Source organism: Streptomyces sp. LX-29 (assembly GCF_029541745.1).
Taxonomy (GTDB): Bacteria; Actinomycetota; Actinomycetes; order Streptomycetales; family Streptomycetaceae; genus Streptomyces.
Map to the genome: position 1 here is coordinate 6,876,662 of NZ_CP089746.1, position 25,918 is coordinate 6,902,579.

At 73.7% G+C, this 25,918-nt stretch carries 21 protein-coding genes, 1 pseudogene and 1 CRISPR repeat array; of the genes and pseudogenes, 10 read left to right on the forward strand and 12 right to left on the reverse strand.

From position 1 onward, the window contains the following. Nucleotides 1-7 precede the first annotated feature (7 nt). Nucleotides 8-205, reverse strand: coding sequence for a hypothetical protein (locus LRS74_RS28955; RefSeq protein WP_277743749.1), 198 nt, complete (start codon nt 203-205; stop codon nt 8-10). Between LRS74_RS28955 and soxR the strand changes: the two genes are divergently transcribed. Continuing rightward, nucleotides 204-674, forward strand: coding sequence for a redox-sensitive transcriptional activator SoxR (soxR, locus tag LRS74_RS28960; RefSeq protein WP_277743750.1), 471 nt, complete (start codon nt 204-206; stop codon nt 672-674). The two genes, LRS74_RS28955 and soxR, sit on opposite strands and share 2 nt — an antisense overlap. Before the next feature lie 23 nt (nt 675-697). On the opposite strand, the gene LRS74_RS28965 is transcribed toward soxR, so the two are convergent. The 3 genes from LRS74_RS28965 to LRS74_RS28975 form a co-directional block, all read right to left on the reverse strand. Then, nucleotides 698-1,246, reverse strand: a complete 549-nt coding sequence (locus LRS74_RS28965) for a DUF4396 domain-containing protein (protein ID WP_277743751.1) — start codon at nt 1,244-1,246, stop codon at nt 698-700. A 353-nt stretch (nt 1,247-1,599) separates the two neighbouring features. After that, nucleotides 1,600-3,240 (reverse strand): phospholipase D-like domain-containing protein, encoded by a 1,641-nt coding sequence (locus tag LRS74_RS28970; RefSeq protein WP_277743752.1) that lies wholly within the window; start codon nt 3,238-3,240, stop codon nt 1,600-1,602. A 271-nt stretch (nt 3,241-3,511) separates the two neighbouring features. Beyond that, entirely contained in the window at nt 3,512-4,840 is a 1,329-nt protein-coding gene (locus LRS74_RS28975) for an SUKH-4 family immunity protein (protein WP_277743753.1), read from the reverse strand. 221 nt (nt 4,841-5,061) lie between these two features. On the opposite strand from LRS74_RS28975, the gene LRS74_RS28980 reads away from it, so the two are divergent. Beyond that, nucleotides 5,062-5,853 (forward strand): VOC family protein, encoded by a 792-nt coding sequence (locus LRS74_RS28980; protein WP_277743754.1) that lies wholly within the window; start codon nt 5,062-5,064, stop codon nt 5,851-5,853. A gap of 158 nt (nt 5,854-6,011) precedes the next feature. On the opposite strand, the pseudogene LRS74_RS33685 reads toward LRS74_RS28980, so the two are convergent. The 3 genes and pseudogenes from LRS74_RS33685 to LRS74_RS28995 form a co-directional block, all read right to left on the reverse strand. Further along, nucleotides 6,012-7,121: pseudogene (locus LRS74_RS33685) on the reverse strand (PP2C family protein-serine/threonine phosphatase); the annotation flags it as partial. Nucleotides 7,122-7,194: 73 nt separating this feature from the next. Further along, on the reverse strand, nt 7,195-8,346 hold the full coding sequence (locus LRS74_RS28990) for an aminotransferase class I/II-fold pyridoxal phosphate-dependent enzyme (RefSeq protein ID WP_277743755.1): 1,152 nt from the start codon (nt 8,344-8,346) through the stop codon (nt 7,195-7,197). A gap of 223 nt (nt 8,347-8,569) precedes the next feature. Further along, nucleotides 8,570-9,193 carry a LysE/ArgO family amino acid transporter gene (locus LRS74_RS28995; RefSeq protein WP_277743756.1) on the reverse strand — a complete coding sequence of 208 codons (624 nt, stop codon included), beginning with the start codon at nt 9,191-9,193 and terminating at the stop codon, nt 8,570-8,572. A 69-nt stretch (nt 9,194-9,262) separates the two neighbouring features. On the opposite strand from LRS74_RS28995, the gene LRS74_RS29000 reads away from it, so the two are divergent. Next, nucleotides 9,263-10,165 (forward strand): LysR family transcriptional regulator ArgP, encoded by a 903-nt coding sequence (locus LRS74_RS29000; protein WP_277744982.1) that lies wholly within the window; start codon nt 9,263-9,265, stop codon nt 10,163-10,165. Between the two features lie 33 nt (nt 10,166-10,198). On the opposite strand, the gene LRS74_RS29005 is transcribed toward LRS74_RS29000, so the two are convergent. Further along, nucleotides 10,199-10,999, reverse strand: a complete 801-nt coding sequence (locus LRS74_RS29005; RefSeq protein ID WP_277743757.1) for a hypothetical protein — start codon at nt 10,997-10,999, stop codon at nt 10,199-10,201. Between the two features lie 328 nt (nt 11,000-11,327). On the opposite strand from LRS74_RS29005, the gene LRS74_RS29010 reads away from it, so the two are divergent. The 6 genes from LRS74_RS29010 (at nt 11,328) to LRS74_RS29035 (ending at nt 20,100) form a co-directional block, all read left to right on the forward strand. After that, the gene (locus LRS74_RS29010; protein WP_277743758.1) at nt 11,328-13,046 is read left to right on the forward strand and encodes a dihydroxyacetone kinase family protein; all 1,719 of its coding nucleotides are present in this window, start codon (nt 11,328-11,330) and stop codon (nt 13,044-13,046) included. A 157-nt stretch (nt 13,047-13,203) separates the two neighbouring features. Then, on the forward strand, nt 13,204-14,139 hold the full coding sequence (locus LRS74_RS29015; protein WP_277743759.1) for an aldo/keto reductase: 936 nt from the start codon (nt 13,204-13,206) through the stop codon (nt 14,137-14,139). Between the two features lie 87 nt (nt 14,140-14,226). Beyond that, entirely contained in the window at nt 14,227-15,594 is a 1,368-nt protein-coding gene (locus LRS74_RS29020) for an ATP-binding protein (RefSeq protein WP_277743760.1), read from the forward strand. After that, a complete protein-coding gene (locus LRS74_RS29025) occupies nt 15,591-16,670 on the forward strand; it encodes a tetratricopeptide repeat protein (RefSeq protein WP_277743761.1) in 1,080 nt (359 codons plus the stop codon). The genes LRS74_RS29020 and LRS74_RS29025 overlap by 4 nt, the downstream gene beginning before the upstream one ends. Before the next feature lie 139 nt (nt 16,671-16,809). Further along, complete coding sequence (locus LRS74_RS29030) at nt 16,810-18,498, forward strand: SDR family oxidoreductase (protein ID WP_277743762.1); 1,689 nt, start codon at nt 16,810-16,812, stop codon at nt 18,496-18,498. 213 nt (nt 18,499-18,711) lie between these two features. Further along, nucleotides 18,712-20,100: a deoxyribodipyrimidine photo-lyase gene (locus tag LRS74_RS29035; RefSeq protein WP_277743763.1), complete on the forward strand. Its 1,389-nt coding sequence runs from the start codon at nt 18,712-18,714 to the stop codon at nt 20,098-20,100. 15 nt (nt 20,101-20,115) lie between these two features. Here LRS74_RS29035 and LRS74_RS29040 read toward each other — a convergent pair. After that, a protein-coding gene (locus LRS74_RS29040; RefSeq protein ID WP_277738995.1) for an IS5 family transposase occupies nt 20,116-20,987 on the reverse strand; the annotation gives its coding sequence in 2 pieces (ribosomal slippage) (nt 20,116-20,627 and nt 20,627-20,987; 873 coding nt in all). A 10-nt stretch (nt 20,988-20,997) separates the two neighbouring features. Beyond that, on the reverse strand, nt 20,998-21,816 hold the full coding sequence (locus LRS74_RS29045) for an SDR family NAD(P)-dependent oxidoreductase (protein WP_277743764.1): 819 nt from the start codon (nt 21,814-21,816) through the stop codon (nt 20,998-21,000). Nucleotides 21,817-22,174: 358 nt separating this feature from the next. On the opposite strand from LRS74_RS29045, the gene LRS74_RS29050 reads away from it, so the two are divergent. After that, nucleotides 22,175-22,816 (forward strand): cysteine hydrolase, encoded by a 642-nt coding sequence (locus tag LRS74_RS29050; RefSeq protein WP_277743765.1) that lies wholly within the window; start codon nt 22,175-22,177, stop codon nt 22,814-22,816. An 11-nt stretch (nt 22,817-22,827) separates the two neighbouring features. Then, a CRISPR array of direct repeats spans nt 22,828-24,490; the repeat unit is 29 nt; unit sequence GGGACCACCCCCGCATGCGCGGGGACCAC. A 118-nt stretch (nt 24,491-24,608) separates the two neighbouring features. Here LRS74_RS29050 and cas2e read toward each other — a convergent pair. Then, entirely contained in the window at nt 24,609-24,974 is a 366-nt protein-coding gene (cas2e, locus tag LRS74_RS29055; RefSeq protein ID WP_277743766.1) for a type I-E CRISPR-associated endoribonuclease Cas2e, read from the reverse strand. Next, nucleotides 24,971-25,918 carry a type I-E CRISPR-associated endonuclease Cas1e gene (gene cas1e / locus LRS74_RS29060; RefSeq protein ID WP_277743767.1) on the reverse strand — a complete coding sequence of 316 codons (948 nt, stop codon included), beginning with the start codon at nt 25,916-25,918 and terminating at the stop codon, nt 24,971-24,973. Before cas1e ends, cas2e begins: the two co-directional genes overlap by 4 nt.

Here is a 25,918-nt window from a genome sequence, read left to right on the forward strand (position 1 = left end):
TGCAACTTCAAGTCGGCTTGAAGTCAAGCGCTACGATCACGGGCATGACCTCGCAGATTCCGAAGTCCTCGCAGTCCTCGCGGTCCTCGCGGTCGTCACAGCCGTCGACCCCGGGAGCTCCGCGGTCCTCGAAGTCCCCGGCAGCTCCGCGGTCCTCGACGCCGCCGCGGTCGTCGACGTCCGCCAGGGCCTCGAAGCACGACATGCTCACCATCGGGGAACTCGCCGCCCGCAGCGGTCTGGCCACCTCCGCACTGCGCTACTACGAGGAGCTCGGGCTGATCGGCGCCGAACGCACGGCGGGCGGGCAGCGCCGCTTCCCCCGCGCGACGCTGCGCCGGGTCGCCTTCATCCGCGCGGCCCAGACGGTCGGCCTCTCCCTGGACGAGGTGCGGGCGGCGCTCGCCCGGCTGCCGGAGGACCGCGCGCCCACCGCGACCCAGTGGGGCAGGGCCGCCCGTGCCTGGACCGGTCGCATCGACGAGCAGATCGCCGCGTTGGAACTCCTCAAGCGCAGGCTGAACAGTTGCGTCGGCTGCGGCTGTCTGTCGCTGCGGGCGTGCGGCCTGTACAACCCGGAGGACGCCGCGTCGGTCCGCGGCGCCGGCGCCCGCTACCTCCTGGGCGACCAGCCGGCCACCCGACCCGCCCCACCCGCTCCGGACGCCCGCTGAGACGGCACCGGGTGGAGCCGCGGTCAGTGCAGGTCGTGAGCGACGGCGTGGCCCCTGCCGCGGCCGATCATCCACTTGTTCACGGGTGTGGTGACGACGAAGGCGACGGCGAAGCCACCCAGGAGGGCGGCCCAGAACAGGCCGTCGGTCAGGTGGGCGTCCATCGCGCCGGGGGTCAGGGCGATGATGAGGTTGTCCACGGCCTCCATCACGACGATGGAGACGGTGTCGGCGGCCAGCGCCACCTTCACGGCCGGCCCGGGTCCCAGGCCCGCTCGGAGGGCCGCCACGAGGGTGAGGGAGTAGCCGAGGACGAAGGCCAGGAAGATGGCGAGGGCCATGGTGGGAACGTTGCCCCAGCGCAGCGCCGTGCCGATCACCATGCCGAGGATCTCGCCGGTCGCGCAGCCGGTCAGGCAGTGCAGCGTCGCGCGGGCGGCGAGGCCCCAGGAGGCGCCGCCCGGGTGGTGTCCGCCGTCGCCGCCCCGGCCGCCCTGACCGCCGCGCGGGTCGTGGCCGGGGCCGGTCGCTCCGCCGGTGTGGTGGCTGGTGTGGTGGCCGGTGTGGTCCATGGCGCCGCTCCCTCCCTCCCAGTGTGGCTCGCATGGCCCCCGAGGACCGACCGGGCGGACCGTGCGCATCGGGCATACCGCATGAAAGCGGTATAGATTTATGGAAAGTCCCGGTGGAGAGGAGGCGGCATGTCCTCGAAACGGCGTCGCAAGAAGAGGGAACGGCGCAAGCGCGGGGCCAATCACGGCCGGCGCCCGCAGTGCTGACGCGCTGAGCCCGGCCTGGGCCGCGATCCGCCGCCCATGGTGATGATGTGGTGCGTCCGAGGTGTGGAACGACGGCCGGGGGGGGGGGGTGCCCCCCGCCCCCGGCCGTCGGGGTTGACGCACCGTCAGGGGAGCGGGCGGGTCGGTCAGCCCTGGCAGATCCCGCGGGCGTAGTCGAAGGTGGCCGTCGCCTGCGAGTACTTCCACTGCGGGGCCAGCAGCCGTGCGTCCAACTGCTTGGCCGCCTCGGGGCTCTCCACGATGTACCCGAAGTCCTGCAGCCAGGACGGGTAGAGGTTCTTGGAGCCGATGTAGAAGGCCGAGCCGTCCACGGAGACCAGCTTGTGGTGCTGGGCGTACGGCTTGCCGTCGGCCCAGGTGGCGCTGTCCGCGCTGCGGGCCGTCGCGAGCTGGAGGTTGCCGCACATGGCGGCCTTCGCCTGCTGCTGTCCGCCGGTGATCCGCGTGAGGCGGTTGCGCAGCACGTCGCTGATCTCGTTCAGCGACTTGATCTGCGAGTAGCCGCCGCTGCCGACCGCGCCGCGGTTGGCCGGGTCGCTCACCACGATCCGGACCTTCACCCCGGAGGCCAGCTTCGCCGCGAGGGCGTCGTACAGCCGGACGTCGTACCGCGGCAGGGGCGGGCAGGTGGCGTTGAGGTCCTGCTGGGAGATCTCGATGTGGCTGTCCGCGCTGTCGACCAGCGCGCGCAGCGCGCTCTCCTCGGGGTTGACCGTGTCGTAGTCGCGGTCGGCGTTGGTCCTGTCGGGCAGCCCCACGACGCACTTGGTGTCCGACGCGGTCGGCAACTGCGGTCGGAACGTCGAGGACGGGTCGGAGTCCTGGATGCCCACCCCGAGGCCGCCGACGGCGATCACCGGCACGTCACCGGTCGCGGCCGCCGGGGTGGTCTCCTTCGTCAGCGACGGGACGCAGCCGGCGCCGGGGGAGGCGGCGAACCAGACCTTGGCGATGTTGCCCTTGTTCTGGCAGGTCCAGCCCCACAGCCGGTCGAGGTACCGGCTCGCGGAGCCCGCGGCCGGGCCGGTCAGCGCGAGGTCGACGTCGGCCACCGGGTGGGTGGTGTCGAGGTAGTCGTCCTTCCAGTCGTTGATGCCGCCCGTGATGGCCGAACGGCCGTCGACCACCAGGATCTTGGCGTGGTTCCAGGAGAACGCGGTCTTGGAGGTCGTCATCGAGGCGACGTTCAGGGTGATGTCGTCGGCCGCGGGGCCGAGCTTGGCGAGCAGCTCGTCGCGGTACTTCGACGGGAACACGGTCGAGTGGTAGACCGGCGCGGCGCCCACCAGGACGCGCACCGTGAGCTTGTTGCCGGACGCCGTCGCCTTCTTGAGGCCCGCCACGATCGCGTCCTGGAACCCTCCGTTGGGGAAGGGCGCCAGGGTGGATATGTCGACGGTGTGGGTGGCCGCGGCGATGTTCTCGGTCATCTTCGTCAGCAGCCGCTCGGCGCCGGGGCGTTCGGCGCAGCGCGCGTCGCCCCAGCAGTCGGGGGTCTGGAGCAGCCAGTCGGCGGGGTTGTCGGCGGTGGCGTCGAGCGTGTTGCCGCCGGTCCGCTCCCAGACCTGGCCTTCGAGCCCCGGGGAGACCTCGCGCAGGATCCGCTCGACCGCGTCGAGGTGCGGGGTGGTGGGCGAGTCGGCGGTCGCCGGGGTGGCGGGCGAGTCGGCGGTCGCCGGGGTGGAGGGCAGCAGGGCGACGGCGAGGGCGGAGACCGCCGCGGTTCCCAGGAGTCGGTGCATGCGGCTGAGCCGGGTACGGGCCAAGGGGGGTGTCCTTATCGAGTTGTCGTCATCGAGGCGGCGTCACGCCCTTGAGGCGGCGACACGCCATCGAGGCGAAATGATCAACTTCGATGAAGTTACCAGCAGGTAATCCCCTTTGGTGCCCACCCTGCCGCCCGCCGTGCGCCTCGGGGCGCCCGGCGCCCATCTGTCGTACCCGTCAGGTGCCTTGGGCGCCCACCGTGCCGCACTCGCCGGGCGCCTTGGCGGATGCCGGCGGGCGCCTCGACGGGTGCCGTCGCGGCGTCGGCGGTCAGTACCCCCAGACGCTCAGCTCGGTGATGGACGCGAAGACGTGCTCCCAGACGCGCGCCGCCGGCGTCCCGTCCGTCAGGGCCGCGGAGTCCCGCCGCTCCATGGCGCCGAGGAAGGCCCCCGTTCCGGACTCGTTGGGGTACGAGTCCCAGCAGGCGCCCATGCGGCGGCGTACGCCCTCCAGGAACCCGACGAACGCCTCCACGTCGCGGGAGAGCGGAAAGAGCGGGTACGGCCCCGGCTCGGGCGCGTCGTCCTCGCGCCGCACGTACACCACGCCCGTGACACGGTGGACGAAGACCGGACCGTCGTCGCCGTAGCCGAACTCGAACTCGCCCAGGTGCAGCAGGTCATCCGCGTTCGGCGCGTCGGCGTCCGCGTCCGTCTCGTCGGCCGCCTCGGGTATGGCGGCGGACAGCGGCAGCAGCGGCTTCTCGGCGACCGCGAAGGAGGTGACCCCGGCGGCCCAGTGCCGCGGCAGGCCGACCTCGCTCAGGAAGGCGCGGGTGGCCGGGTGCTCCAGGGCCTCCGGAAGCTCCTCCCGGGGGATCCGGGTCACCCAGTCGGGGCCCTGGAGCGCGTCCAGTCGGGCCGCGGTCGGCGGCCCGTCGCCGCGCGTGCCGGGCGCGAACCACGGCTCGTCCACGGCCGACTCCCACGAGGAGGAGTCCGCGCCGCCCGTGGGCCACGAGGCGAGCGCCGCCTCGTTCCGCTCGACCACCACCACCCCGCGCGGCTCGTGGATCAGGTAGCGGCCCGCACCGAGCGGCGTGGGCTCCTCCCAGGTGCCCGGGCAGTGCAGCGCCCACCCCTCCGGGTCCTCGTTGAACAGCCAGTCCTCCTCGGGGTCCGCGTACGGCCGTGGCTCCGCCTCCTCCTCGGGCGGGGCGGCGTGACGCTGCCCGGTGGCCAGGTCGAACCACGCGTCCTCGCACCACATCGCCCACACCTTCACCAGCCCCCGACCCTGCCGGTCGAAGACCTCGACCGAGCGGTCGCCGCTGAGGTTGGGCGTCGCCTCGTAGGCGCCGACCGGGCGCCACCACGCCCACACCGTGCGCCACGGCAGGCCCGGCTCGGCCGCGGCGACACCCTCGGCGTACGCGTGGTGGCCCAGCACCGTGGCGGCGAAGTGCAGCCAGGAGGCGAACTCGGCGCGCCCCACCTCGGCACGGCCGAACACCGCCTCGGCCTGCGTGAACACCTCGCGCCCGGGGCCGCCTTCGCCGCCTTCGCCGTCGGCCAGCCGCTTCCGCAGCGCGGCCCGGTCGGCCCGCAGGACGGCCGCCGGATCCTCCAGGAGGGCGTGCAGATCATGATCGTTCATGTGGGCATCCTGCCAGTCGGCCGGGAAACGTCCCGCGTTCCCGCGATGCGGTCACGGGGCCCGGGTTCCGCGCCGCGACACCGATCGGCATCCGATTCCGCGACTCCCCGGACACCGGCGACGTGTCACCCGGTCGGCGCGCCGCTCTTGCCGGGGGTGCGGGGAGCCGAAACAGTGGGCCGGGGGCCGTAACGGCGAGAGAGCCAGACCTGGAGGTCCCGATGGCCGAGATCACCGAACCGTACCCGCCGGGGACGCCCTGCTGGGTCGATCTCGCCGCCCCCGACCAGCAGGCGGCGCTCGACTTCTACGCCGCCGTGTTCGGCTGGACCGCGGAGATCGGACCCGAGGAGTTCGGCGGCTACTCGGTCTGCGCGTACCGGGGAAAGCCGGTGGCCGGGATCATGGCCGCGGTCGCCATGGGCGACCAGCCCCCGCCGCCGACGGTGTGGACCACCTATCTCGCCTCCGCCGACGCGGTCGCCACCCAGCAGGCGATCGAGGCCGCGGGCGGCAGCGTGCTCATGCCCGTCATGGACGTCCAGACCCTCGGCCGGATGCTCATCGCGGCCGATCCTGCGCAGGCCGTCTTCGGCGTGTGGCAGGCGAACGAGTTCGGCGGCGCCGGCATCGTCAACGAGCCGGGAGCGGTGGTGTGGAACGAGCTCAACACCACCGACCGGGAGGCGGCCTCCTCCTTCTACGACACCGTCTTCGGCATCGAGTCCGCCGCCATGGAGGGCGCGGAGGGTTACTTCTCGCTCAACGTGGGCGGGCGCGCCGTCGGCGGGATGCAGGGGCTCGACCCGGGCCTCCCGGCCGGAACCCCCGCGCACTGGCTCACCTACTTCGCCACCGACGACGTCGACGCGACGGCGGCCAAGGTGACCGAGCACGGCGGGGAGGTGCTCCGCGCCCCGTTCGACATGATCGCCGGACGCATGGCCGTGGTGAAGGACTCCCAGGGGGCGCCCTTCGCGGTCATCGCACCCGTTCCCCCGGGCGAGGGCTGACACCGACGTCCGTCGGGGCGCTCAGGGTCTGACGCCTTCGTCCCGGCGGCGTCCCTGGCCTCTGCGCCGTCGACGTACGCAGTCTCCCTGCCGTCGATGTCCGTCGCCTCCGTGCCGTCGGCGACCTCGGACTCCGCGCGGTTGAGCCGGTCGACGAGGATCATCGCCACGTCGTCCGACAACTGGCCGTGGGTGTGACGGATCAGCTCCTGGTGCAGCTCGTCCAGGAACTCCGGCGGGGTGCGGCCGTGCGCCGCCTCCATGGCCTGGGGGAGGGCGAAGAAGTCGTTGTCGTGGTTGCGGGCCTCGATCACGCCGTCGGTGTGCAGCAGCAGCCGGTCGCCGGGGGCGAAGGGGAAGCTCTCCCGCACGCCGGGAGCGCCGACGACGAGGTCCTCCATGCCGAGCGGCGGCATCGGCGTGGTGGGCGCCAGGGCCCGCACCCTGCCCTGGCGCAGCAGCAGCGGGGCCGGGTGGCCGCGGTTGACCAGGTGGACCGTGGGGCCGTCGGGCAGCTCCGCCACCACCGCGGTCACGAAGTCCTCCATCGGCACCTCCGTGTCGTCCTGGCCGGTCCTCGGCGCGGCGCACTCGCGGCGGAGCGCCTCCGCGCAGTGGTTCATGACCTCCACCAGGTCGTCCTCGTAGTGCACGGCCTCCCGGAACGCGCCCAGGACCGCCGCGGCCAGACGTACGGCGGGCAATCCTTTGCCGCGTACGTCGCCCACGATCATCCGGACCCCGTACCGGGTCTGCACCGCCTCGTACAGATCGCCGCCGATCTGGGCGCCGGTCTCGGCGGCGAGATACATGCTCGCCACCCGCACCGGGCCCAGCCGGGACGGCACGGGGCGCAGCAGGACCCGTTGCGCCGCCACGGCGATCCGGCGCACCTGGTTGAGCTCGCTCTCCCTACGGGCGCGGGTGGCGCTGCTGGTCATGACGCTGGCCACGGAGACCAGCATGATGGCGAGGAAGTTGGTGTAGACCTGCTGGCTGCCCCAGGCCTGGTTGTAGGTGGCCGTGGTGATGCTCACCCCCACCGCCACGCAGGCCGCCGCGAGAGTGCCCTTCGGACCCATCGTCACGGCGGCCAGCGCCGGCGTCGCCGTCAGCAGGGGGCCGGTGTAGATGAAGTGCGCGGGGGTGAGCTCGATCACGATGACGACCAGTGCGAGCGCGAACGGCAGGCAGTGCGCGAGCGCGTACAGGAACGGACTGTGACCGCCTGCTACCGCTTGCGGGGAAGCGCGGGAGAGCCACCGCATGCGTACAGCCTGCCTCTTCGGAGTACAGGGTTCCACTCATCGCCCAGGGGACGGATCCTCCTGGACGGTCCCGTCACGCGTGGACCGCGGCGCGCAGCCGGCGCAGGATCTCCTCGAGGACCGGACCGGAGGTGGCGAAGTTCAGCCGGGCGAACCCCTCGCCGCCGGGCCCGAAGTCGAGGCCGCTGTTGAGCATGACCCCGGCGCGGTCGAGGAAGAAGGCGGCCGGGTCCTGGCCCAGGCCCAGGCCACGGCAGTCCAGCCAGGCGAGGTAGGTCGCCTCGGGGGTGTGGTGACGGACCCCCTGCGGCAGCGACTCGGCGAGCAGCAGGCGGTTGCGGTCGAGCGTCGCGAGCACCTCGGCCAGCCAGTCGTCGCCGTGTCGCCAGGCCGCCGCGGTGGCGAGCACGCTGAGCGAGCTCACCTCGCCGAACAGCAGCGGAGGCAGGGCGTCCAGCGCCCGGCGGACTCCGGCATGGCCGATGTGGGCCACCGAGCAGCGCAGCCCGGCGAGGTTGAACGCCTTGCTGGCGGAGGTCAGCGTGACGGTGCGGGCGGCGACGTCCTCGCCCAGCGAGGTGAACGGGATGTGCCGCGCCGGGGCGTGGACGAGCTCCCCGTGGATCTCGTCGGAGATCACCAGCAGGTCGTGCCGTTCGGCGATCTCGGCGATCGCGGAAAGCTCCTCGCGCGTCAGCGCGCGGCCGGTGGGGTTGTGCGGGTTGACCAGCACGATCGCCCGGCAGCCGTGCTCGGCCACGTCCGCGGCGAGGCGGTCGACGTCGAAGGACCAGCCGTCCGCCCCGTCGAGCATGGGGAGGGGGACCAGCCGCCGGTCCATGTCCGCGAGCGTCTTCAGGAACGGGGGGTACGCGGGCGTGTGCATCGCCACGGCGTCGCCCGGTCGGGTGGCGACGTGCAGAACGGCCTGGAGCGTCTGGATCAGCTCGGTGAACACCCGGACGTGCGCGGGGTCGAGGGCGACGTCGTACCGCTGCCGCATCCGCTCGGTGAACAGCTCCCGCAGCGGGTTCGCCCCCGGCCGGTCGTCCCACTCCGGATAGCCGAGGTCGCCCTCCGCGCCGCGACGCAGCACCTCTCGCACCGGATCCGCGACGGGGAAGTCCATGTCCGCTATCCAGGCCGGGAGCACCCCGGGGGCGGCCGCGGCCCACTTCAGACCGGTGCGTCGGCGGAGCGTCTCCGGATCGAGGTCGTCGAACATGGCGCTGGCCACCCCTTCACTCGTACAGGCAACCCGTACAGGCCACCCGCGTACAGGCCACCCGTACAGGTGCTTCCCCCGCGCGGTGCCGTGGTTCCCCCGGCCGCCCGGCCATCCGCCAGCGTGCTGGAGATCACGCGCCCCGGCAAGCGATTTCCCGACCGGGCGCCGAGGCGTCCCGCGCCCACGGTGACGGGCGCCGAGAGGCCCCGCGCCCACGGTGTCAGGCCCCCAGCACCAGCATCGCGCCCATCGTGATCATGGTGGCGGCGACCACGCCGTCCAGCACCCGCCAGGCGGCGGGGCGCGCCAGCACGCCGCTGAGCAGCCGGGCCCCGTAGCCGAGCGAGCTGAACCAGGCCAGGCTCGCGACGGCGGCGCCGACTCCGAAGGCCCACCGCAGGGATCCGTGGTGGGAGGCGACGGAGCCGAGCAGGAGCACGGTGTCCAGGTAGACATGCGGGTTGAGCCAGGTCATGACCAGACAGGTCAGCACGGCCTTCCCGACGGAACCGGCCGCGTCGCCCCCCGCCGAGAGACTCGCGTCGGGCGTGGGCCGCAGCACGCGGCGTGCGGCGAGCGCCCCGTAGCAGAGGAGGAAGGCTCCGCCGGCCAGGCCGACCGCCGTGATGGCCGCCGGCCACGCGGTGACGACGCTCCCCACGCCGGCGACGCCGAGCGCGATGAGTACCGCGTCGGAGACGGCACAGATGCCGACCACCGCGAGGACGGCCTGGCGACGCGCCCCCTGGCGCAGCACGAAGGCGTTCTGCGCGCCGATGGCCACGATCAGGGAGAGTCCGGTGCCGAATCCGGCGGCCGCCGCCGGGAAGATGCCTTGGGTCATGCCACCGACGTTATGGATCAGCAAGTATTCAGTACAGCTAAAGTTTCTAACGTATCCTTAGCGTTCGTGATGGAAGAGCTTCCCCTTGAGCAGGTCCGGACGCTGCTCGCGGCGGTGGACGAAGGCACTTTCGACGCGGCGGCGGCCGCCTTGCATGTGACGCCCTCGGCGGTCAGCCAGCGCGTCAAGGCGCTGGAGCAGCGCACCGGACGAGTGCTGCTGATGCGCACCAAGCCGGTGCGCCCCACCGAGTCGGGCGAGGTCGTCGTGCGCTTCGCACGCCAGCTGGCCCGCCTGGAGCGCGACGCGCGCGCCGAACTGGGCATCGCCGACGACCGTGGCCCGGCACGGCTGCCCATCGCGGTGAACGCGGACTCCCTCGCCACCTGGTTCCTGCCGGCGCTGGCCCGGGTGCCCCAGGACCCCCCGATCTGCTTCGAGCTGCACCGCGAGGACGAGACCCACACCACCGCGCTGCTGCGCGAGGGGAAGGTGATGGCCGCGGTCACCTCGTCGCCCGACCCGGTGGCCGGCTGCACGGTGCGCCGTCTCGGCCTCGCCCGCTACCTCCCGGTGGCCGACCCCGGCTTCGCGGCCCGTCATCTGACCGGGCCGCTGGAGCGCGACCTGCGGGAGGCGCCGGTCATCGTCTTCGACCGCCGCGACGACCTCCAGGACGCGTTCGTCCGCTCCCTCACCGGCGACGGCACCGGCGCCAGCCGCGCCCGCCATCACATCCCCACCTCGGAGGGGTACTGCGACGCCGTCGTCGCCGGCCTCGGGTGGGGCCTGGTCCCCGAACCGCAGGCCGTCCCACTGCTCCGCTCCGGGGCCCTCACCCTCCTCGCCCCGGACCGCCCGCTCGACGTCCCCCTCTTCTGGCAGCAGTGGAAGCTCGACTCTCCCGCCCTGGCCGTCGCGGCGGCCGCGATCGCCGAGGCCGCGGCGGAGGCGCTGCTGACGCCGGGCTGAGCGTGCGGGCCCGCCCGGCGCGGCGGGCCGCTTTCACGGGAAGGTGACGCCGGGGTCCACCGCGGAGATCATGACCCAGCGCAGGGACCGGTCGTCGTACGGGGCGAGGGCCGTGACGCGGACGTCGATGGGGTCGGGGGCGACGAGGGGGAAGTACACGGGCCGCGGCGCGTCGTCGGAGAGGTCGTCGTCGGAGAGGCGGGCGGGGGCGTGGGTGTCCCAGAGCTCACGTACGCCGGGAGCGCCGCGCACCGCCCGGACCACCTCGTCCAGCCGGTCGTTGTCCGGCCAGCGCTGCCAGGCGAGGCGGAGCCGGTCGAGCAGCGGGGCGGCCCAGCTGCGCTCCCAGTCGCGCAGCTGGTAGCGGGCCTCGGGGGAGAAGGCCCAGGTCATCACGTTGGCCCCGGGGCGGACCAGCCAGGGGCAGTGGCGGGCGGCGATGGCGTTGGCGCCGACGACGTCCCACGCCTGGTCGGCCAGGTAGCTCACGCAGCGCTGCTGGTGCATCAGCTCCAGCAGGGCGGGGGAGGGGCGCGCGGCGGTCTGGGGGTGCTGCGGCGGCCGATGTCCGGTGCCTCGGAAGAGCACCGCGGCCTGCCGCGCGTCGAGGTCCAGGATCCGTACGATGCCGGCGATCATCTCCGCCCCGTACCGGCGGTCCTCCCCCTTCTCCAGGGCGCGGTACCAGCGCTCGGAGACGCCCAGCAGCAGCGCCATGTCCAGCTGGGTGAGGTAGGTCCGGTGGCCCCGCGAGGGGACCGGGGCGGGGATCAGCCGCGGGTCGCGGGCCCTGCGCCAGCCGCGCAGCATCCGGCCGAGGTCCTCGCGTCGCACGTCCGCCAACGTAAAGACCTCGCAAAGATGGAGCTGTCGAGCGGTGAACCCTGGGGTGCGCCGCGCGGGTGCACCCCCGATCCGGCGCAGGTGGCAGCATCGCACACGCGCCCCGCGACCGGAACTCCGGAGTACCGGAACCGAAGCGTGCCGATCTTGGGAAGTGCGGGGCGTTCATGGTGGGACACCCCGCGACGTGGACACACCGCGGCGTGGGACACCCCACGGCGTCGGACACGCCGTTCCGGGGGACCCCACGCCGCACCCGCGCCGTCGTGGGACACCCCCACGCCCGTCCCTTCCGCACGCACCACCACGGAGTCCCTCGATGAGCTACTTCCTGCCGGAGACCGACCCCGTCCTGACCGCCGCCCGCGGTCTGGCCCTCGCGCACCCCGGCATGGTCGAGGTGCACACCGGACCGCTCTACCTGCGGGCCCGGGCGCCGCACCCGGACCGCAGGGTCGGCCTGGTCTCCGGCGGCGGCTCCGGCCACGAGCCCCTGCACACCGGGCTCCTCGGGCGCGGCGGCCTGGACGCCGTCTGTCCCGGCGAGATCTTCGCCTCCCCGCACAACCGCCAGATCTACGAGGCGAGCGTGGCGGCCGCCGGCCCCGACGGCGTCCTGCTCATCGTCAAGAACTACACCGGCGACGTGATCAACTTTCAGATCGCCGCCGAGCGGCTCCGGCACGACGGGATCCCCGTCGCCACGGTCCTCGTCGACGACGACCTGTCCACCGACGCCGCCGACAGCGCGACCGGCCGTCGCGGCACCGCTGCCACCGTGGTGGTGGAGAAGCTGCTCGGCGCCGCCGCCGACCAGGGCGCCTCGCTGGAGGAGCTCGCCGCCCTCGGCGCCGAGATCGTGGCCCGGTCCCGCAGCATCGCCGTCGCCGCCCGCGCCCAGACCTCGCCGACGACCGGGAACCCGGCGTTCACCCTGAACCCCGGCACCCTCGACTACGGGGTGGGCATCCACGGCGAGCGCGGCACCCGCACCATCGCCCACCCGCCGATCGACGAGCTGGTCCGGCGGATGACCGACGACCTCCTCGACGCGCTGCCCGCCGGGCCCGCCGAGGTGCTCGCGGTGGTCAACGGGCTCGGCGCCACGACCAGCCTGGAGCTCCACGCCATCGGCACCCTGCTCAACGAGCAACTGCTGGCCCGGGACCTGCGGCCGGTGGCCATCGTGCCCGGCACGTACACCGCCGCGCTGGACATGTCGGGGTTCTCGCTCACCCTCACCCGGCTGGAGGAGGGCTGGGCCGAGCTGTGGACCGCCCCCACCGAGACCCCGCTGGTCCTGCCGAACCTCACCCTCGCCGCGGACCAGGCCACCCCGCCGGCCGCGCCCCGGCAGACCGTCACCCGCGCGGCCGCTCCGCGCGCCGAAGGCGGCCGGGCGGTCCTCGACCGCTTCGCGCTCATCGTCACCCAGGTGCGCGACAACCTCACCCGGCTCGACCAGCTCGTGGGCGACGGCGACTTCGGGGACAACCTCGCCGGCGGCGTACGACGCGCCGTGAAGCTGGCCGACGAGGACGGAGGCGACGGCCTGGACGCCCTCGCCGAGGCGTTCCTCAACGACGTCGGCGGCACCAGCGGCCCCCTGTTCGGGCTGCTCTTCCAGCACCTCGCCTCGGTGTCGCCGGCGGGCGACGAGGCGCCCTCCCGCGAGGCGCTGGCCGGGGCCGTCGCGGCCGGGCTCGCCGCCGTACACCGGGTCGGCGGCGCCAACCCCGGCGACTGCACCCTGGTCGACGCCCTCGCGCCCACCGCCGAGGCGCTGGCCGACACCACCCGGGAGGAGTCCGTCGAGGCGCCCTTCACCGAGGCGGCGCAGGCCGCCATCCGCGGCGCCCTGGCCACCGCCTCCCTGCGCCCCCGGCGCGGCCGCGCCAGCTACGTCGGCGACCACGCCATCGGCGTCCCGGACCCCGGCGCCCTCGCCGTCGCCCTCCTCTTCGTCGCGATCGCCGACGTCCACGAGCCGACCATGGCCACGCGGCTGCCGGCGCCGGGGTACATCACCCTGCACTGAGCCGGGAACGCCCGGCGGCCCGTGACCGTAGCCCCACGGGCCGTCAGGCTCCGGCCCGGCGGCCGCACACCGCTCCATACTGGGGCGGGCCCGTCACCGCGGAAGCGGTGCGACGGCCCGCCCCGGTACCGCCACCGACGAAAGGGACCGACGTCCCATGCCCACACTCGGCCTCGGCCTCGCAGCCGTCGGCAGGCCCGCCTACATCACCGGCGGCCGCGCCGCGGATCTCCCCGACCGCTCCCCGGACGCCCTGCGCCGGCGCTGTCACGATCTGCTGGACCTCGCCTGCCGCCTCGGCGTGCGCCACATCGACGTGGCCCGTTCCTACGGCCGGTCAGAGGAGTTCGTGGCGGACTGGCTTCGGGAGCGCCCAGAGGTGCCGAGGGACCTGTTCGTCGCCAGCAAGTGGGGATACACGTACACCGGCGGCTGGTCGTTGACCGCGGACAAGCACGAGGTCAAGGATCACAGTCTCGCCGCCTTCCTGCGACAGCGCGAGGAGACCAGGGCCCTCCTCGGCGACCGCCTGGACATCTACCGGATCCACTCGCTCACCCCGGACAGCCCCGCGCTCACCGACACCGCCCTGCACCGCGCCCTGGCCGAGCTCGCCGCGGAGGGCGTGCGCATCGGCATCTCCACCAGCGGCCCCCGGCAGGCCGACGCCCTCCGCGCCGCGCTGGAGGTGACCGTGGACGGGGCGCCGCTGTTCAGCTCCGTGCAGTCCACCTGGAACCCCCTCGAACCGTCCGTCGCGCCGGCGCTCGCCGAAGCCCATGCCGCCGGCTGGCTGGTCGTCGTCAAGGAGGGGGTGGCCAACGGGCGCCTGGTCGGCGCGGAGGCCCCCGAGACGCTGCGCCGGATCGCCGCCGAGCTGGACGCCGGCACCGACGCGGTCGCGCTGGCCGCGGCGTTCCACCAGCCCTGGACGGACGTGGTCCTCTCCGGGGCCGCCACCGAGACCCAGCTGACCTCCAACGCCACCGCCGCCTCCCTGACCCTGACCGAACGACACCTCGCCGCCCTCGCGGAGCTGGCCGAGCCGGCCGAGACGTACTGGCGTACCCGGTCCTCCCGCGCCTGGTCCTGACCGTCGCCGGACGCCCCGTCAGGCGTGGCGCGGACAAGGCGGGGGAGGGTGACCGGACACCGAAGGCGGCTACGTAGAGTGTCGGCCATGTCCGAGGAACCGCCCCTGATCCAGAGCCTTCGCACGGCCGTCGCCGCCGCGCCCGGTGATGTGCCGCTGCGGCTGCACCTCGCGGAACTCCTGCTGGACGCCGGGCGGCACGACGCGGCCGTGGTGGAGGTGGCCGTCGCGCTCCAGCACGCGCCCGGGGACCCGCACGGCCGGGAGCTGATGGCCCGTGCCATGGGAGCGCCCGCCGCGGCGCCCGCGCAGCCCACGCCACCCGCCCAGCGCACGGAGCCGGCGCAGCCCGTGCTGCCCGCCGAGTCCTCGCGGCAGGCGCCGCCCGCGCCACCCGTGCCGCCTTCGCGGTCCGCGGCGCCCGGTGGGTCGGAGTCCGCCGCGCCCGACCGGCCCCGCGGTGGCTTCGACTGGCGGGCCGCCGAGGACGAGGTCGGCGACGTGGTGCCGCCTCGATACGTCGAGGCCCCGCTCGCCGTCGACTGCGGCGGAGACCCGGGGGCCGCCCCGGCCCGGGACGTGGCCGCGCCCGGCGTCATACGCCTGGCGGACGTCGGCGGCATGCAGCAGGTCAAGGACCGGCTGGAGGCCGCCTTCCTCGCCCCCATGCGCAACCCCGAACTGCGCCGGCTGTACGGCAAGAGCCTGCGCGGCGGGCTGCTGATGTACGGCCCGCCCGGGTGCGGCAAGACGTTCATCGCCCGCGCGGTGGCCGGCGAACTGGGCGCCGCGTTCCTGTCGGTGTCCATCAACGACGTCCTCGACATGTGGATCGGCAACTCCGAGCGCAACATGCACGAGGTCTTCGCCACCGCCCGCCGGCAAGCCCCCTGTGTCGTCTTCCTCGACGAGCTGGACGCCCTCGGCGCCAAGCGTGGCCGCGTCCAGCACAGCGGCCTGCGCACCACCGTCAACCAGCTGCTCACGGAGCTGGACGGCGTCCACGCCGCGACCAACGAGGGGGTCTTCGTCCTGGCGGCCACCAACGTCCCCTGGGACGTGGACATCGCCCTGCGCCGCCCCGGCCGCCTCGACCGCACCCTCCTCGTGCTGCCGCCCGACGCGCCCGCGCGCGAGGCGATCCTCCGCTACCACCTGCGCGACCGGCCCATCGAGAACGTCGACCTGGGCCGGCTCGCCAAGGCCACCGAGGGCCTCTCGGGCGCCGACCTGGCCCATGTGTGCGAGGCCGCGGCCGAGACCGCGCTGCTCGACTCGGCGCGCACCGGCACCGTCCGGCTGATCGGCATGAAGGACCTGCTCGGCGCGGCAAAGGCCGTCGTCCCCTCCACCGAGCCGTGGTTCGCGGCCGCGCGCAACGTGGCGATGTTCGCGAACGAGGGCGGCATGTACGACGACCTGCTCGCCTACCTGAAGAAGAGGCGCAAACTGTGACCCTCCACCCCGCCGTCGACCAGGCCGACGCGCTCATCGACCTGAAGCGGTACGAGCAGGCCCGCCGCATGCTGGCCGGCCACCTCGCCGAGGACACCGAGGACGTCCGCGCCTGGGTGAAGCTCGGCCGCTGCCACCTGGCCGAGGGGAACGCCGAACAGTCGCTCGCCGCGCTCGACCAGGCGCTCCGGATAGCCCCCGAGGACGTCGGCGCGCTGCACATGCGCGCCCACGCGCTGCGGCGCGCGGACCACCTGGACAAGGGGACGCGCTGGCAGCAGGCGGAGGCGTCGCTGCGGGTGGCACTCCGCGTCGAGCCGCAGAGCGGCGCCGTGCACGCGCTGCTCGGCGAGCTCCTGGCGTACTACCCGCACCGCCACGCGGAGGCCCTGCACCTGGCCAGGGAGGCGGTGCGGCTCGACCCCGAGGACGTACGGGGGTACGAGGCGCTGTGGACGGCGGCCGCCGCGGCAAACGACGTCGAGACGTTCCGGTGGGCGTTGCGCGAGGTGCTCCGGATCGACCCCGCCAACCCCAGGGCCCTCCTCCTGGTGACCGAGCAGGAGGCCCACCAGCCGGGCACCACGGCCACGCAGGCCGCGGAGAAGTACGCCGACGCGCTCGCCGTCGTCCCCGACAGCCCCGGCCTCCGGCAGGACCTCGACCAGGCCACCTACCGCCTGCTGCGCGGGGTCCGCTGGCTGGCCCTGGTCTGCGTGGCGGCCGCGGGCGTCATGGTCGACCTGTTTCCCCAGGACGGCGAGGCGCCGAGGGAGCTGCCGGTGCCGCTCGGCAACCGGCTCTGGGCGCTCGTCCCCATGGCCGCTCTCTGGGGCTTCGTCGCCTGGCGCCGCTACCGCGGGCTGCGCACCGGGGTCCGGCTGACCGTGTGGTCCCTGGCCCGCCGCGGCCGGTGGGCCCGCGTCGTCATCGCCCAGGCGGGCTGGGCCATGCTCTGCTCGCTGCTGATCTCGCAGGTGCCGTGGACGGAGCGCACCGTGCCGCAGATCCTCTTCTGGGCCGGCCTCCTGCCCACGCTGGCCACGATCTGGTTCGACCACAAGAAGAGGGCCTGACCGCGGCCGACCCGGGACCGAGGCCCGCGCGGCGCCGCGGCGCCGCTCGTTCCGCGAGCGGGACGCCGGGGCGGGAGCCACCGTGGAGGGTGTACGCGGAGACGGCGGACGACGCGAAGCGGAGGCGGCCATGGCGGCCATGAGCGATCCGGGAGACGGCGATCCGGGAGACGGCGATCCGGGAGACGGCCGGGACGAGCCCGGTCCGGACGGCGCCGAGCGTGACCGGCATGGCGCCGACCCCGGCCCCGACGGCGCCGAGCCCGACCGGGACGGCTCGGCGCGAGCCCCGGATGGGGCCGCGTCCGGGCCGCGTTGCCTGGTGACGGGCGCCACGGGCTACATCGGGGGTCGGTTGGTGCCGGAGCTGCTGGCCGCCGGGTACCGGGTGCGCTGCCTGGCCCGGTCCCCGGAGCGGCTGCGCGACCACCCCTGGGCGGGGGACGTGGAGGTGGTCCGTGGCGACGTGACGGACCCCGAGTCGGTGGGGCGGGCGCTGCACGGCATCGACGTGGCGTACTACCTCGTCCACGCGCTCCGCTCGGGGCGCGACTTCGAGGAGACCGACCGCAGGGCCGCGCGGATCTTCACCGAGCAGGCCCGCGCCGCCGGCGTACGACGCATCGTCTACCTGGGCGGACTGACCCCGGTCGACGTACCGGAAAGGGAGCTGTCGCCCCACCTGCGCTCGCGTGCCGAGGTGGGGGAGATCTTCCTCAGCGCGGGCGTGCCGGCGACGGTACTGCGCGCCGCGGTGATCATCGGCTCCGGCTCCGCCTCCTTCGAGATGCTGCGCTACCTCACCGAGCGGCTCCCGGTGATGGTCACGCCCAGCTGGGTCAGGACCCGGATCCAGCCGATCGCGGTCCGGGACGTGCTGCGCTACCTGGTCGGCAGCGCGAGGATGCCCGACGACGTCAACCGCGCCTTCGACATCGGCGGGCCCGACGTCATGACGTACGAGCAGATGATGCGGCGGTACGCCGCGGTGGCCCGGCTGGCCCACCGCTTCATCCTGCGCGTGCCGATGCTGACGCCCCGTCTCTCCAGCCTCTGGATCGGACTGGTCACCCCCGTTCCGCCGGCCCTCGCCCGGCCGCTGGCCGAGTCGTTGCGCCATGAGGTGGTCTGCCGGGAGCACGACATCGCGCGGTATGTGCCGGGTCCGCCCGGCACCCCGATCCCCTTCGACGACGCGCTCCGCCTGGCCCTCCAGCGGGTGCGTGACGCCCAGGTCGCCACCCGCTGGTCCTCCGCCTCCCTGCCCGGCGCGCCGAGCGACCCGCTGCCCACCGACCCGGACTGGGCCGGCGGCAGCCTGTACACCGACCGGCGCACCCGGGCCGTCGACGCCTCGCCGGAGGCGCTGTGGCGGGTGATCGAGGGCATCGGCGGCGACAACGGCTGGTACTCCTTTCCGCTCGCCTGGGCCGTACGGGGCTGGCTCGACCGGTTCGTCGGCGGGGTCGGACTCCGTCGCGGCCGCCGGGACGCCGCACGGCTGCGGGTCGGGGACTCGCTGGACTTCTGGCGCGTGGAGGAGATCGAGCCCGGCCGGCTGCTGCGGCTGCGCGCCGAGATGCGCCTCCCCGGCCTCGCCTGGCTGGAGATGCGCGCCGACCGCGACGACGCCGGCCGGGCCCGCTACCGCCAGCGGGCGCTGTTCCACCCGCACGGCCTGCTGGGCCACCTCTACTGGTGGAGCGTGTCCCCCTTCCACGCGGTGGTCTTCGGCGGCATGGCGCGCAACATCGCCCAGGCCGCGGCCCGCGCGGACGCCGCCCGTACGGACGCCGCCCGTAGGGGCGGTGCCGCGAGCGGGGGCTGACCGCTGGCGGTCGGCGCGGAGCCGGGGTGGCACCAGGGCCCTAGGGCGCCGGTCTCGGACGGTGGCGTGTCGGACGGTGGGGGAGCTGAACGCCGCGGGACCGGACGGCCGGCCCCGGAGCACGGCGAACCGGGCGGCTCCGGGAGACCGACACGGCCGGGCCCACGGGGCCACGGCCCGCATGGCGACCACGGGCGGTGGCAGAGTGACCCCATGAGCGTCGCCGTCGTGCTGTTCACCTCCGACCTGCGGCTGCACGACCATCCGCCGCTGCGCGCGGCGCTGTCCGCGTGCGAGCGGGTGGTGCCCCTGTTCGTACGGGACGAGCGCATCGCGGCCGCGGGGTTCGACGCCCCCAACCGGCGGGCCTTCCTCGCCGACTGTCTGAGAGACCTCGACGCCGGACTGCGGGCCCGCGGCGGCCGGCTGGTCGTCCGTTCCGGCGACGTCACGGCCCGACTCCGCCAGGTGGCACAGGAGACGGACGCCGCCGAGGTGCACCTGGCCGCCGGCGTCAGCGGCTACGCGCAGGCGCGGGAGCGGCGGCTGCGCGCGGCCCTGGAGCGGGACGGCCGCGCGCTGCGGGTCCACGACGCCGTGGTGACCGCGCTGGCCCCCGGCGCCGTCGTCCCCGCGGGGTCCGACCACTTCGCTGTGTTCACCCCGTACCTCCGCCGCTGGTCGCACGAGCGGATCCGGGACCCGCTCGGCGCGCCGCGCGTGGTCCGCGTGCCGGACGGCCTCCCCTCCGAGGAGATCCCCTCCCGCGACCAGGTCGACGGGGTCTCGGAGGGCCTCGCACTCGGTGGCGAGAAGGAGGGACGACGGCTGCTCGGCGCCTGGCTGCGCGGCGGGATCTCACGGTACGAGGACCTGCACGACGATCTCGCCGGCGACGCGACCTCGCGCCTCTCGCCACACCTGCACTTCGGCACGGTCTCGGCCGCGGAGCTCGTCCACCGCGCCCGCTCGGCGAGCGGCCCGGGGCCCGAGGCGTTCGTACGCCAGGTGTGCTGGCGCGACTTCCACCACCAGGTGCTGGCCGCACGGCCCGCGGCGGCCGCCGACGACTACCGCGCCCGGGGCGACCACTGGCGCGCCGAGGACGAGGCCGGGGACGAGATCGAGGCGTGGCGGAGCGGCCGCACGGGCTACCCGGTCGTGGACGCCGCCATGCGCCAGCTGCGCCACGAGGGTTGGATGCACAACCGGGCCCGGCTGCTCGCCGCGAGCTTCCTCACCAAGACGCTCTACGTCGACTGGCGCATCGGCGCCCGACACTTCCTGGACCTGCTGGTCGACGGGGACATCGCGAACAACCAGCTCAACTGGCAGTGGGTGGCGGGCACCGGCACCGACACCCGCCCCAACCGCGTGCTCAACCCGGTGCGCCAGGCCCTGCGCCACGACCCGGACGGCGCGTACGTGCGGCGCTGGGTGCCCGAGCTCGCGGGCCTCGAAGGGCCCGCCGTCCACCAGCCGTGGAAGCTGCCGGCCGCGGAGCGCGCGCGATACGACTACCCGGAGCCGGTGGTCGACCTGGCCGAAGGGCTGGCGCGCTTCACCCAAGCCCGCGGGGCCGGCGCGCGGAGCGCGGACTAGGCGGTTTCGTTTGGATCACCGAGCGGACCAGAGGAAGATGCCCGCGATGTGGAGTCCGGCCAGGTAGATGACCGCTGTCTTCTCGTAGCGGGTGGCGATCCCTCGCCACTGCTTCAGGCGGTTGATGCACCGCTCGACGGTATTGCGCTGCTTGTACGCGTCACGGTCGAAAGCGGGTGGCCTCCCACCGTGTCTGCCGCGACGCAGCCGGTGGCCGCGCTGATCCGCCCGGGTGGGGATCACTGCCCGGATGCCGCGCTGGCGTAGATGCTCGCGGATCGCACGTGAGGAGTACGCCTTGTCGGCCAGGACGACGTCCGGCCTGGTGCGAGGTCGTCCACGTCGGCGGGGAACGCGCAGACGGGCCATGACCTCGCCGAAGGCGGGTGCATCGCCGGCCTGGCCGGCCGTGAGGACGAAGGCCAGGGGCCGGCAGTCGCCGTCGGCCGCGAGGTGGATCTTCGTGGTCAGCCCGCCGCGGGACCGGCCGATGGCGTGGTCGGCCGGTTCTCCAGCCGGGGCCCCCTTTTGCGGGCCCCGGCAGCGTGCTGGTGTGCTCGCACGATCGTGGAGTCCACAGAGACGGCCCAGTTCAGGTCCTCGTCCGCGTCGGCCTGGGCTATGAGAGCGGTGAACACTCGCTCCCAGGTGCCGTCGACGGCCCACATACGCAGCCGGTTGTAGACGCCTCGCCAGTTGCCGTACTTCTCCGGAAGGTGCACCCACTGGGTTCCGGTCTGGAACTTGAAGGCGATCGCGTCGATCACCTCCCGATGGTCCCGCCACCGACCACCGCGCCTCGGCGTCCGGTCCGGGAGCAACGGCTCGATCCGCGCCCACTGCGCGTCAGTCAACGGCACACCCAGACCAACGACCGGCTGATCCAAACGAAACTGCCTAGGCCGGTCCGAGGAGCCGAAGCGTCAGCTCCATCAACCGCTTGCGGGCCTCGACGTCGTACGCCTGGTCGTGCGCCCGGGCGTCGGTGAACCGGTCGAAGTAGCGACCGGTGGTGGAGGCGAGCTCCGGGTCGAGGAGCAGCCGTACGGTGGGCCGCACCCCCTCCTCGACGCCGACGACCGGCGTCAGCCCGTAGGCGCGCACTCCCTCGGTGTCCATGAGGTGGGCCGGGTGCAGGGTGTTGACCGTGACGCCGGTGCCGTCGAGTTCGGCGGCCAGCTCGAAGGTCGCCATGATCATCGCCAGCTTGCTGCGGCAGTAGGCACGCAGCCCCTCGTAGCCCCGCTCCAGCATGACGTCGTCGAAGTCGATCGCCTCCTGCCCGATGGAGGCGACGTTGACGACGCGGGCGGGCGCGGAGGCGGTGAGCAGCGGCAGCAGATCGCGGACGAGGACGTACGGGGCGAGGTGGTTCACGGCGAACCGCAGCTCGTGCCCCTGGCGGCTGAACTCCCGCCGCAGCGGCTCAGCGCCGCCGCCCGCCACGGCGTTGTTGACCAGCCCGTCGAGCCGCGGCTCCGCCTCCCGGATCCGGGCGGCCATCGCGCGCACCTGGTCCAGGTCGGACAGGTCGGCCAGGTAGGTGCGGACGGACGCCTCCGGGGCGACCTCCGCCAACTCGGCCGTGACGGCCTCCAGACGAGCGCGGTCGCGCCCGTGCAGCAGCAGGGTGTGCCCCTTCGCGGCCAGGTCGCGTGCGATGCCGCGCCCCAGTCCCTGGGTCGCTCCGGTGATCAGAATGGTGCGTGTGCTCATGCGGGACAGCCTGGCGGCGCGCGGGCATGGGTGGGGAGAGGGCGCTGAGCCTGGTGTCGGCACCACCACGACCCCGGCGCTGCTCCCGTCCACCATACGGACGGATGGGTGCTGGGTGTGCCCACCCTCGGGCACCGCCCCGCCGCGAGGCCGGCCCTGGCCCTCCGTGACCACCGCGCCACCGTACGCCGGCCCAGGCCGACCGATACCGCGGCGAATCCGGCACCACGACGGTCGCGCCGGGCGAGGGCGGCGGCGCTTCCGCAGGGTGCCGACGGGGTCAACGACATCGCTCCGAAAGCCGTTCGTCCCGCGTGGGGATGGTCCACGGTGGCGAGCGCGAGGTAGCGTCCCCGCCGTGGATGATCGAAACGGGCTCGCGGTACCGCGGTCGTTGCAGGAAGCGTGTGACCCCAAGCGCCTGGCGCTGTTGGTCTACGACATGCAGGTCGGCATTCTGGGCCAGATCGGCGATCGGGACCGCGTCGTCGACCGGACCGTCGAGGTGGTCGAGGCCGCCCGCGCCGCCGGTGTGCGGACCTTCTTCCTGCGCCATGTGACCCTGCCCACCGCACTCATGGGCGTCTCCCAGCTCCGTATGTGGCGCAGCTGGCAGCGCGCCGAACGCGCGGCCGACGTCCTCTCCCCCTTCCCACCGGACGCCCCGCAGACCCAGCTCATCCCCGAGCTGCGCCCCACCGAGCACGAGGCGGTCCTCGACAAGATCACCATGTCCGCCTTCGAGGGCACCTGGCTCGACATCGCCCTGCGCGACTGTGGCATCACCACCGTCGCCGTCGTCGGCGTGGCCACCGAGATCGGCATCGAACCCACCGTCCGCCACGCCGCCGACCTCGGCTACCTCCCCGTCGTCATCACCGACGCCTGCGGCGCCGGCGACCCCGAAGCCGGCGAACGCTCCCTCGCCACCCTCCGCTTCGCCGGCGACGCGTTCCTGACGACAACGGAGGAGTTCCGCGAGGCGCTCGGGACGGGCTGATCTTTCGGCGGGCCCATGTCCCCGCATGCGCGGGGACCACCCCCGGCGCCGGCCGAGGACGGGAACACCCCCGCATGCGCGGGGACCACTTGATCACGGCGCCGGTGGTCAAGGGGGGCGGAACACCCCCGCATGCGCGGGGACCACCGGATCGGGGAGCTGATCTCCGTCAGCCACAGGGGACCACCCCCGCATGCGCGGGGACCACGTTTCGCCCTCCCACCACAGTGCCAGCACCGCGGGACCACCCCCGCATGCGCGGGGACCACGGGTTGCCGATCGCGAGGATGCGGCAGTCGGCGGGACCACCCCCGCATGCGCGGGGACCACGAACGCGCGCGGCGCCTTCCGGCGGTGGCGGGCGGGACCACCCCCGCATGCGCGGGGACCACCCACCAGTTCTGGAGGTACCGGACGACCTCCCGGGACCACCCCCGCATGCGCGGGGACCACCCCGCAGGTCAGCGTGAACCTGGCGCACCCCTCGGGACCACCCCCGCATGCGCGGGGACCACCGACGGCGCACGTTGACGCCGGAGATGCGGGAGGGAACACCCCCGCATGCGCGGGGACCACGTAGCTAGAAGGCAAGGGGGTTGAGTGGGAGAGGGACCACCCCCGCATGCGCGGGGACCACGGATCGGAACGGCCGCTGAACAGGATGCCGAGAGGACCACCCCCGCATGCGCGGGGACCACTGCTTCGGTGTCGACGACCCGGGCGACGCGTCGGGACCACCCCCGCATGCGCGGGGACCACATGTACCCCGTGGTGACGAGGTGGCTGATCGCGGGACCACCCCCGCATGCGCGGGGACCACTACCGCTCGTAAGCCTCCGCCGCCGCAGCACGGGGACCACCCCCGCATGCGCGGGGACCACGCCCTACTGGCCGCAGCCAACAAGTCCAGCGAGGGACCACCCCCGCATGCGCGGGGACCACCTGGTAGTCCATCACGCGGCTCCAGTCTGGGTGGGACCACCCCCGCATGCGCGGGGACCACAGCCGTCGTTCGGCCAGGGAGTCACCGAGGGCGGGACCACCCCCGCATGCGCGGGGACCACATGTTGCAGATCGCTACGCCCAGCACGCGGCAGGGACCACCCCCGCATGCGCGGGGACCACTGAGATCGCGCGATCAGTTAAAACGATGCATAGGGACCACCCCCGCATGCGCGGGGACCACGACCCGTGGCGACACCGTGGCGCAGACGGCGAGGGACCACCCCCGCATGCGCGGGGACCACCTGTGCCTGACTGCCGGGGTGGCCGGTGCACTGGGACCACCCCCGCATGCGCGGGGACCACTCGGCGCCGCCAGGCGGAAGGAACGGGGGCAAGGGACCACCCCCGCATGCGCGGGGACCACCCCAACACCGAGGCGATCGGGTCCTGGTTGGTGGGACCACCCCCGCATGCGCGGGGACCACATGCCGCCTCCGGGCGCGTCTCCGCCGTCCTCGGGACCACCCCCGCATGCGCGGGGACCACCTGCCAACCCCCCGACCGATCTGCACGAGAAGGGGACCACCCCCGCATGCGCGGGGACCACACCCCGCGGTCGGCCGGCCGGAGCTCCTTCGGGGGACCACCCCCGCATGCGCGGGGACCACACACCTACGCCTCCGCCTCCGGCGGGGGATCCGGGACCACCCCCGCATGCGCGGGGACCACAGAAGCTGACCTGCGGCTTTATGCGGCGAAGGTGCCGTTTTTACTTAGGATTGGAGATTCCGGCATAGCGGTCATTGGGTCCTCTCGGGTGGGTCCCCGGGTGGAGTCCGCCTGCACGCTACCGCTGCCCGAACCGGCGGCGTTTGGCGGCCTTGCTCCAGCCCTGTGGGGGTGGGGTGGGTTGGCGTGGGGTGTGGCTGTGCGGGGTGTTGGGCGCGGGGCGGTGGAGGAGGGTGAGGCCCTCGTGGTCGGTGGGGTGCCAGGCGTGGTTGTGGGTCTGGAAGGTGAATCCTTGCTCGTTGTCGGCCTGGTGGACGAGAAGGGCGCGGCCCTGGGCCGCGTATTGGCGGACTTCGGCCCAGAGGATGTCGCGGATGCGAGCTGAGGGTGAGCCGAGGAATACGCCGGGGGAGATCTCCAGAAGCCAGCGGGTGAGGAAGCCCCGAAGCCCGGCCGGACAGTTGGCGAGGATGATGACGGTCACCAGATGGGCTCGTCCCCGTAGTTGCGGCCGCCGGCCACCTGGGTGCCGCCGTCGGATTGCAGCATCATGCGGTCCTGTCCCTCCGCCGGCGCCTGAGTGGCGTCATAGCGCAGCAGATGTTTGATGTCCCGCACGCAGCGATCGAGTAGGCCGGTCTCGTTGACACGGTCGCGAAGGGCTCTGCGGGTGCGGGAGGCTACGTCTTCGTCGCCCGCAGCCGCCGCGTCGAACGCCGCCGGGATGGCCACCTCGGTCTTGTAAAGGTCGGCGATGTCCAGCACGAAGGACCGCTCGTTTCCGGAGTGGACGAATCCGAGCGCCGGTGAGCAGCCGAGTGCGGTGACGACGGCGTGGGCGATGCCGTACATGCACTGTGCGGCCGCGGTGATGGCCTGGTTGGGGGCATCGCCGGCCGAGAAGTCCTCGCGGTGGTACTCGCGGCGTCGCCAGGGCACGCCGGTGCGGGCCGACTCAAGCCGGTAGCAGTCTCTGAGGCGGCGGCCCTCCAAGCTCAGCAGCTGCTGGCGGGTGCGGCCGGCCGGGTCCTCGTCCGGGAAGCGCAGTCTGTACATGGCTCGGGCCACCTCCAACCGGGTGCGCGGGTTCGCCCAGGCCGTGGCCTGGGCTTCGACAAGGCCCGAGGAGCGGGTGAGGGCACGGCCGCCCGCATAGAAGCGCACCCCGTGCTCGCCGACCCACGCCACGCCTGCCCCGCACTCGCCGAGGAGAGACATGGCCTGGTGGGACATCTGTGTACCGGGTCCCAGGAGGAGCGTTCCGATGGTGGCGGACGGAATGTGGGTCACACCGTCGGCATCTGTGGCGGTGATGGCGTTGTCGTCGCGCTGTACCTTGCAGCGTTCCAGGTAGAGGAAGGAGGTCCGGTCCCCGACTCGGGTGAGTTCGCGGGGCGTCGACACGCTCCGGCGGCTGACGGTGCTCAT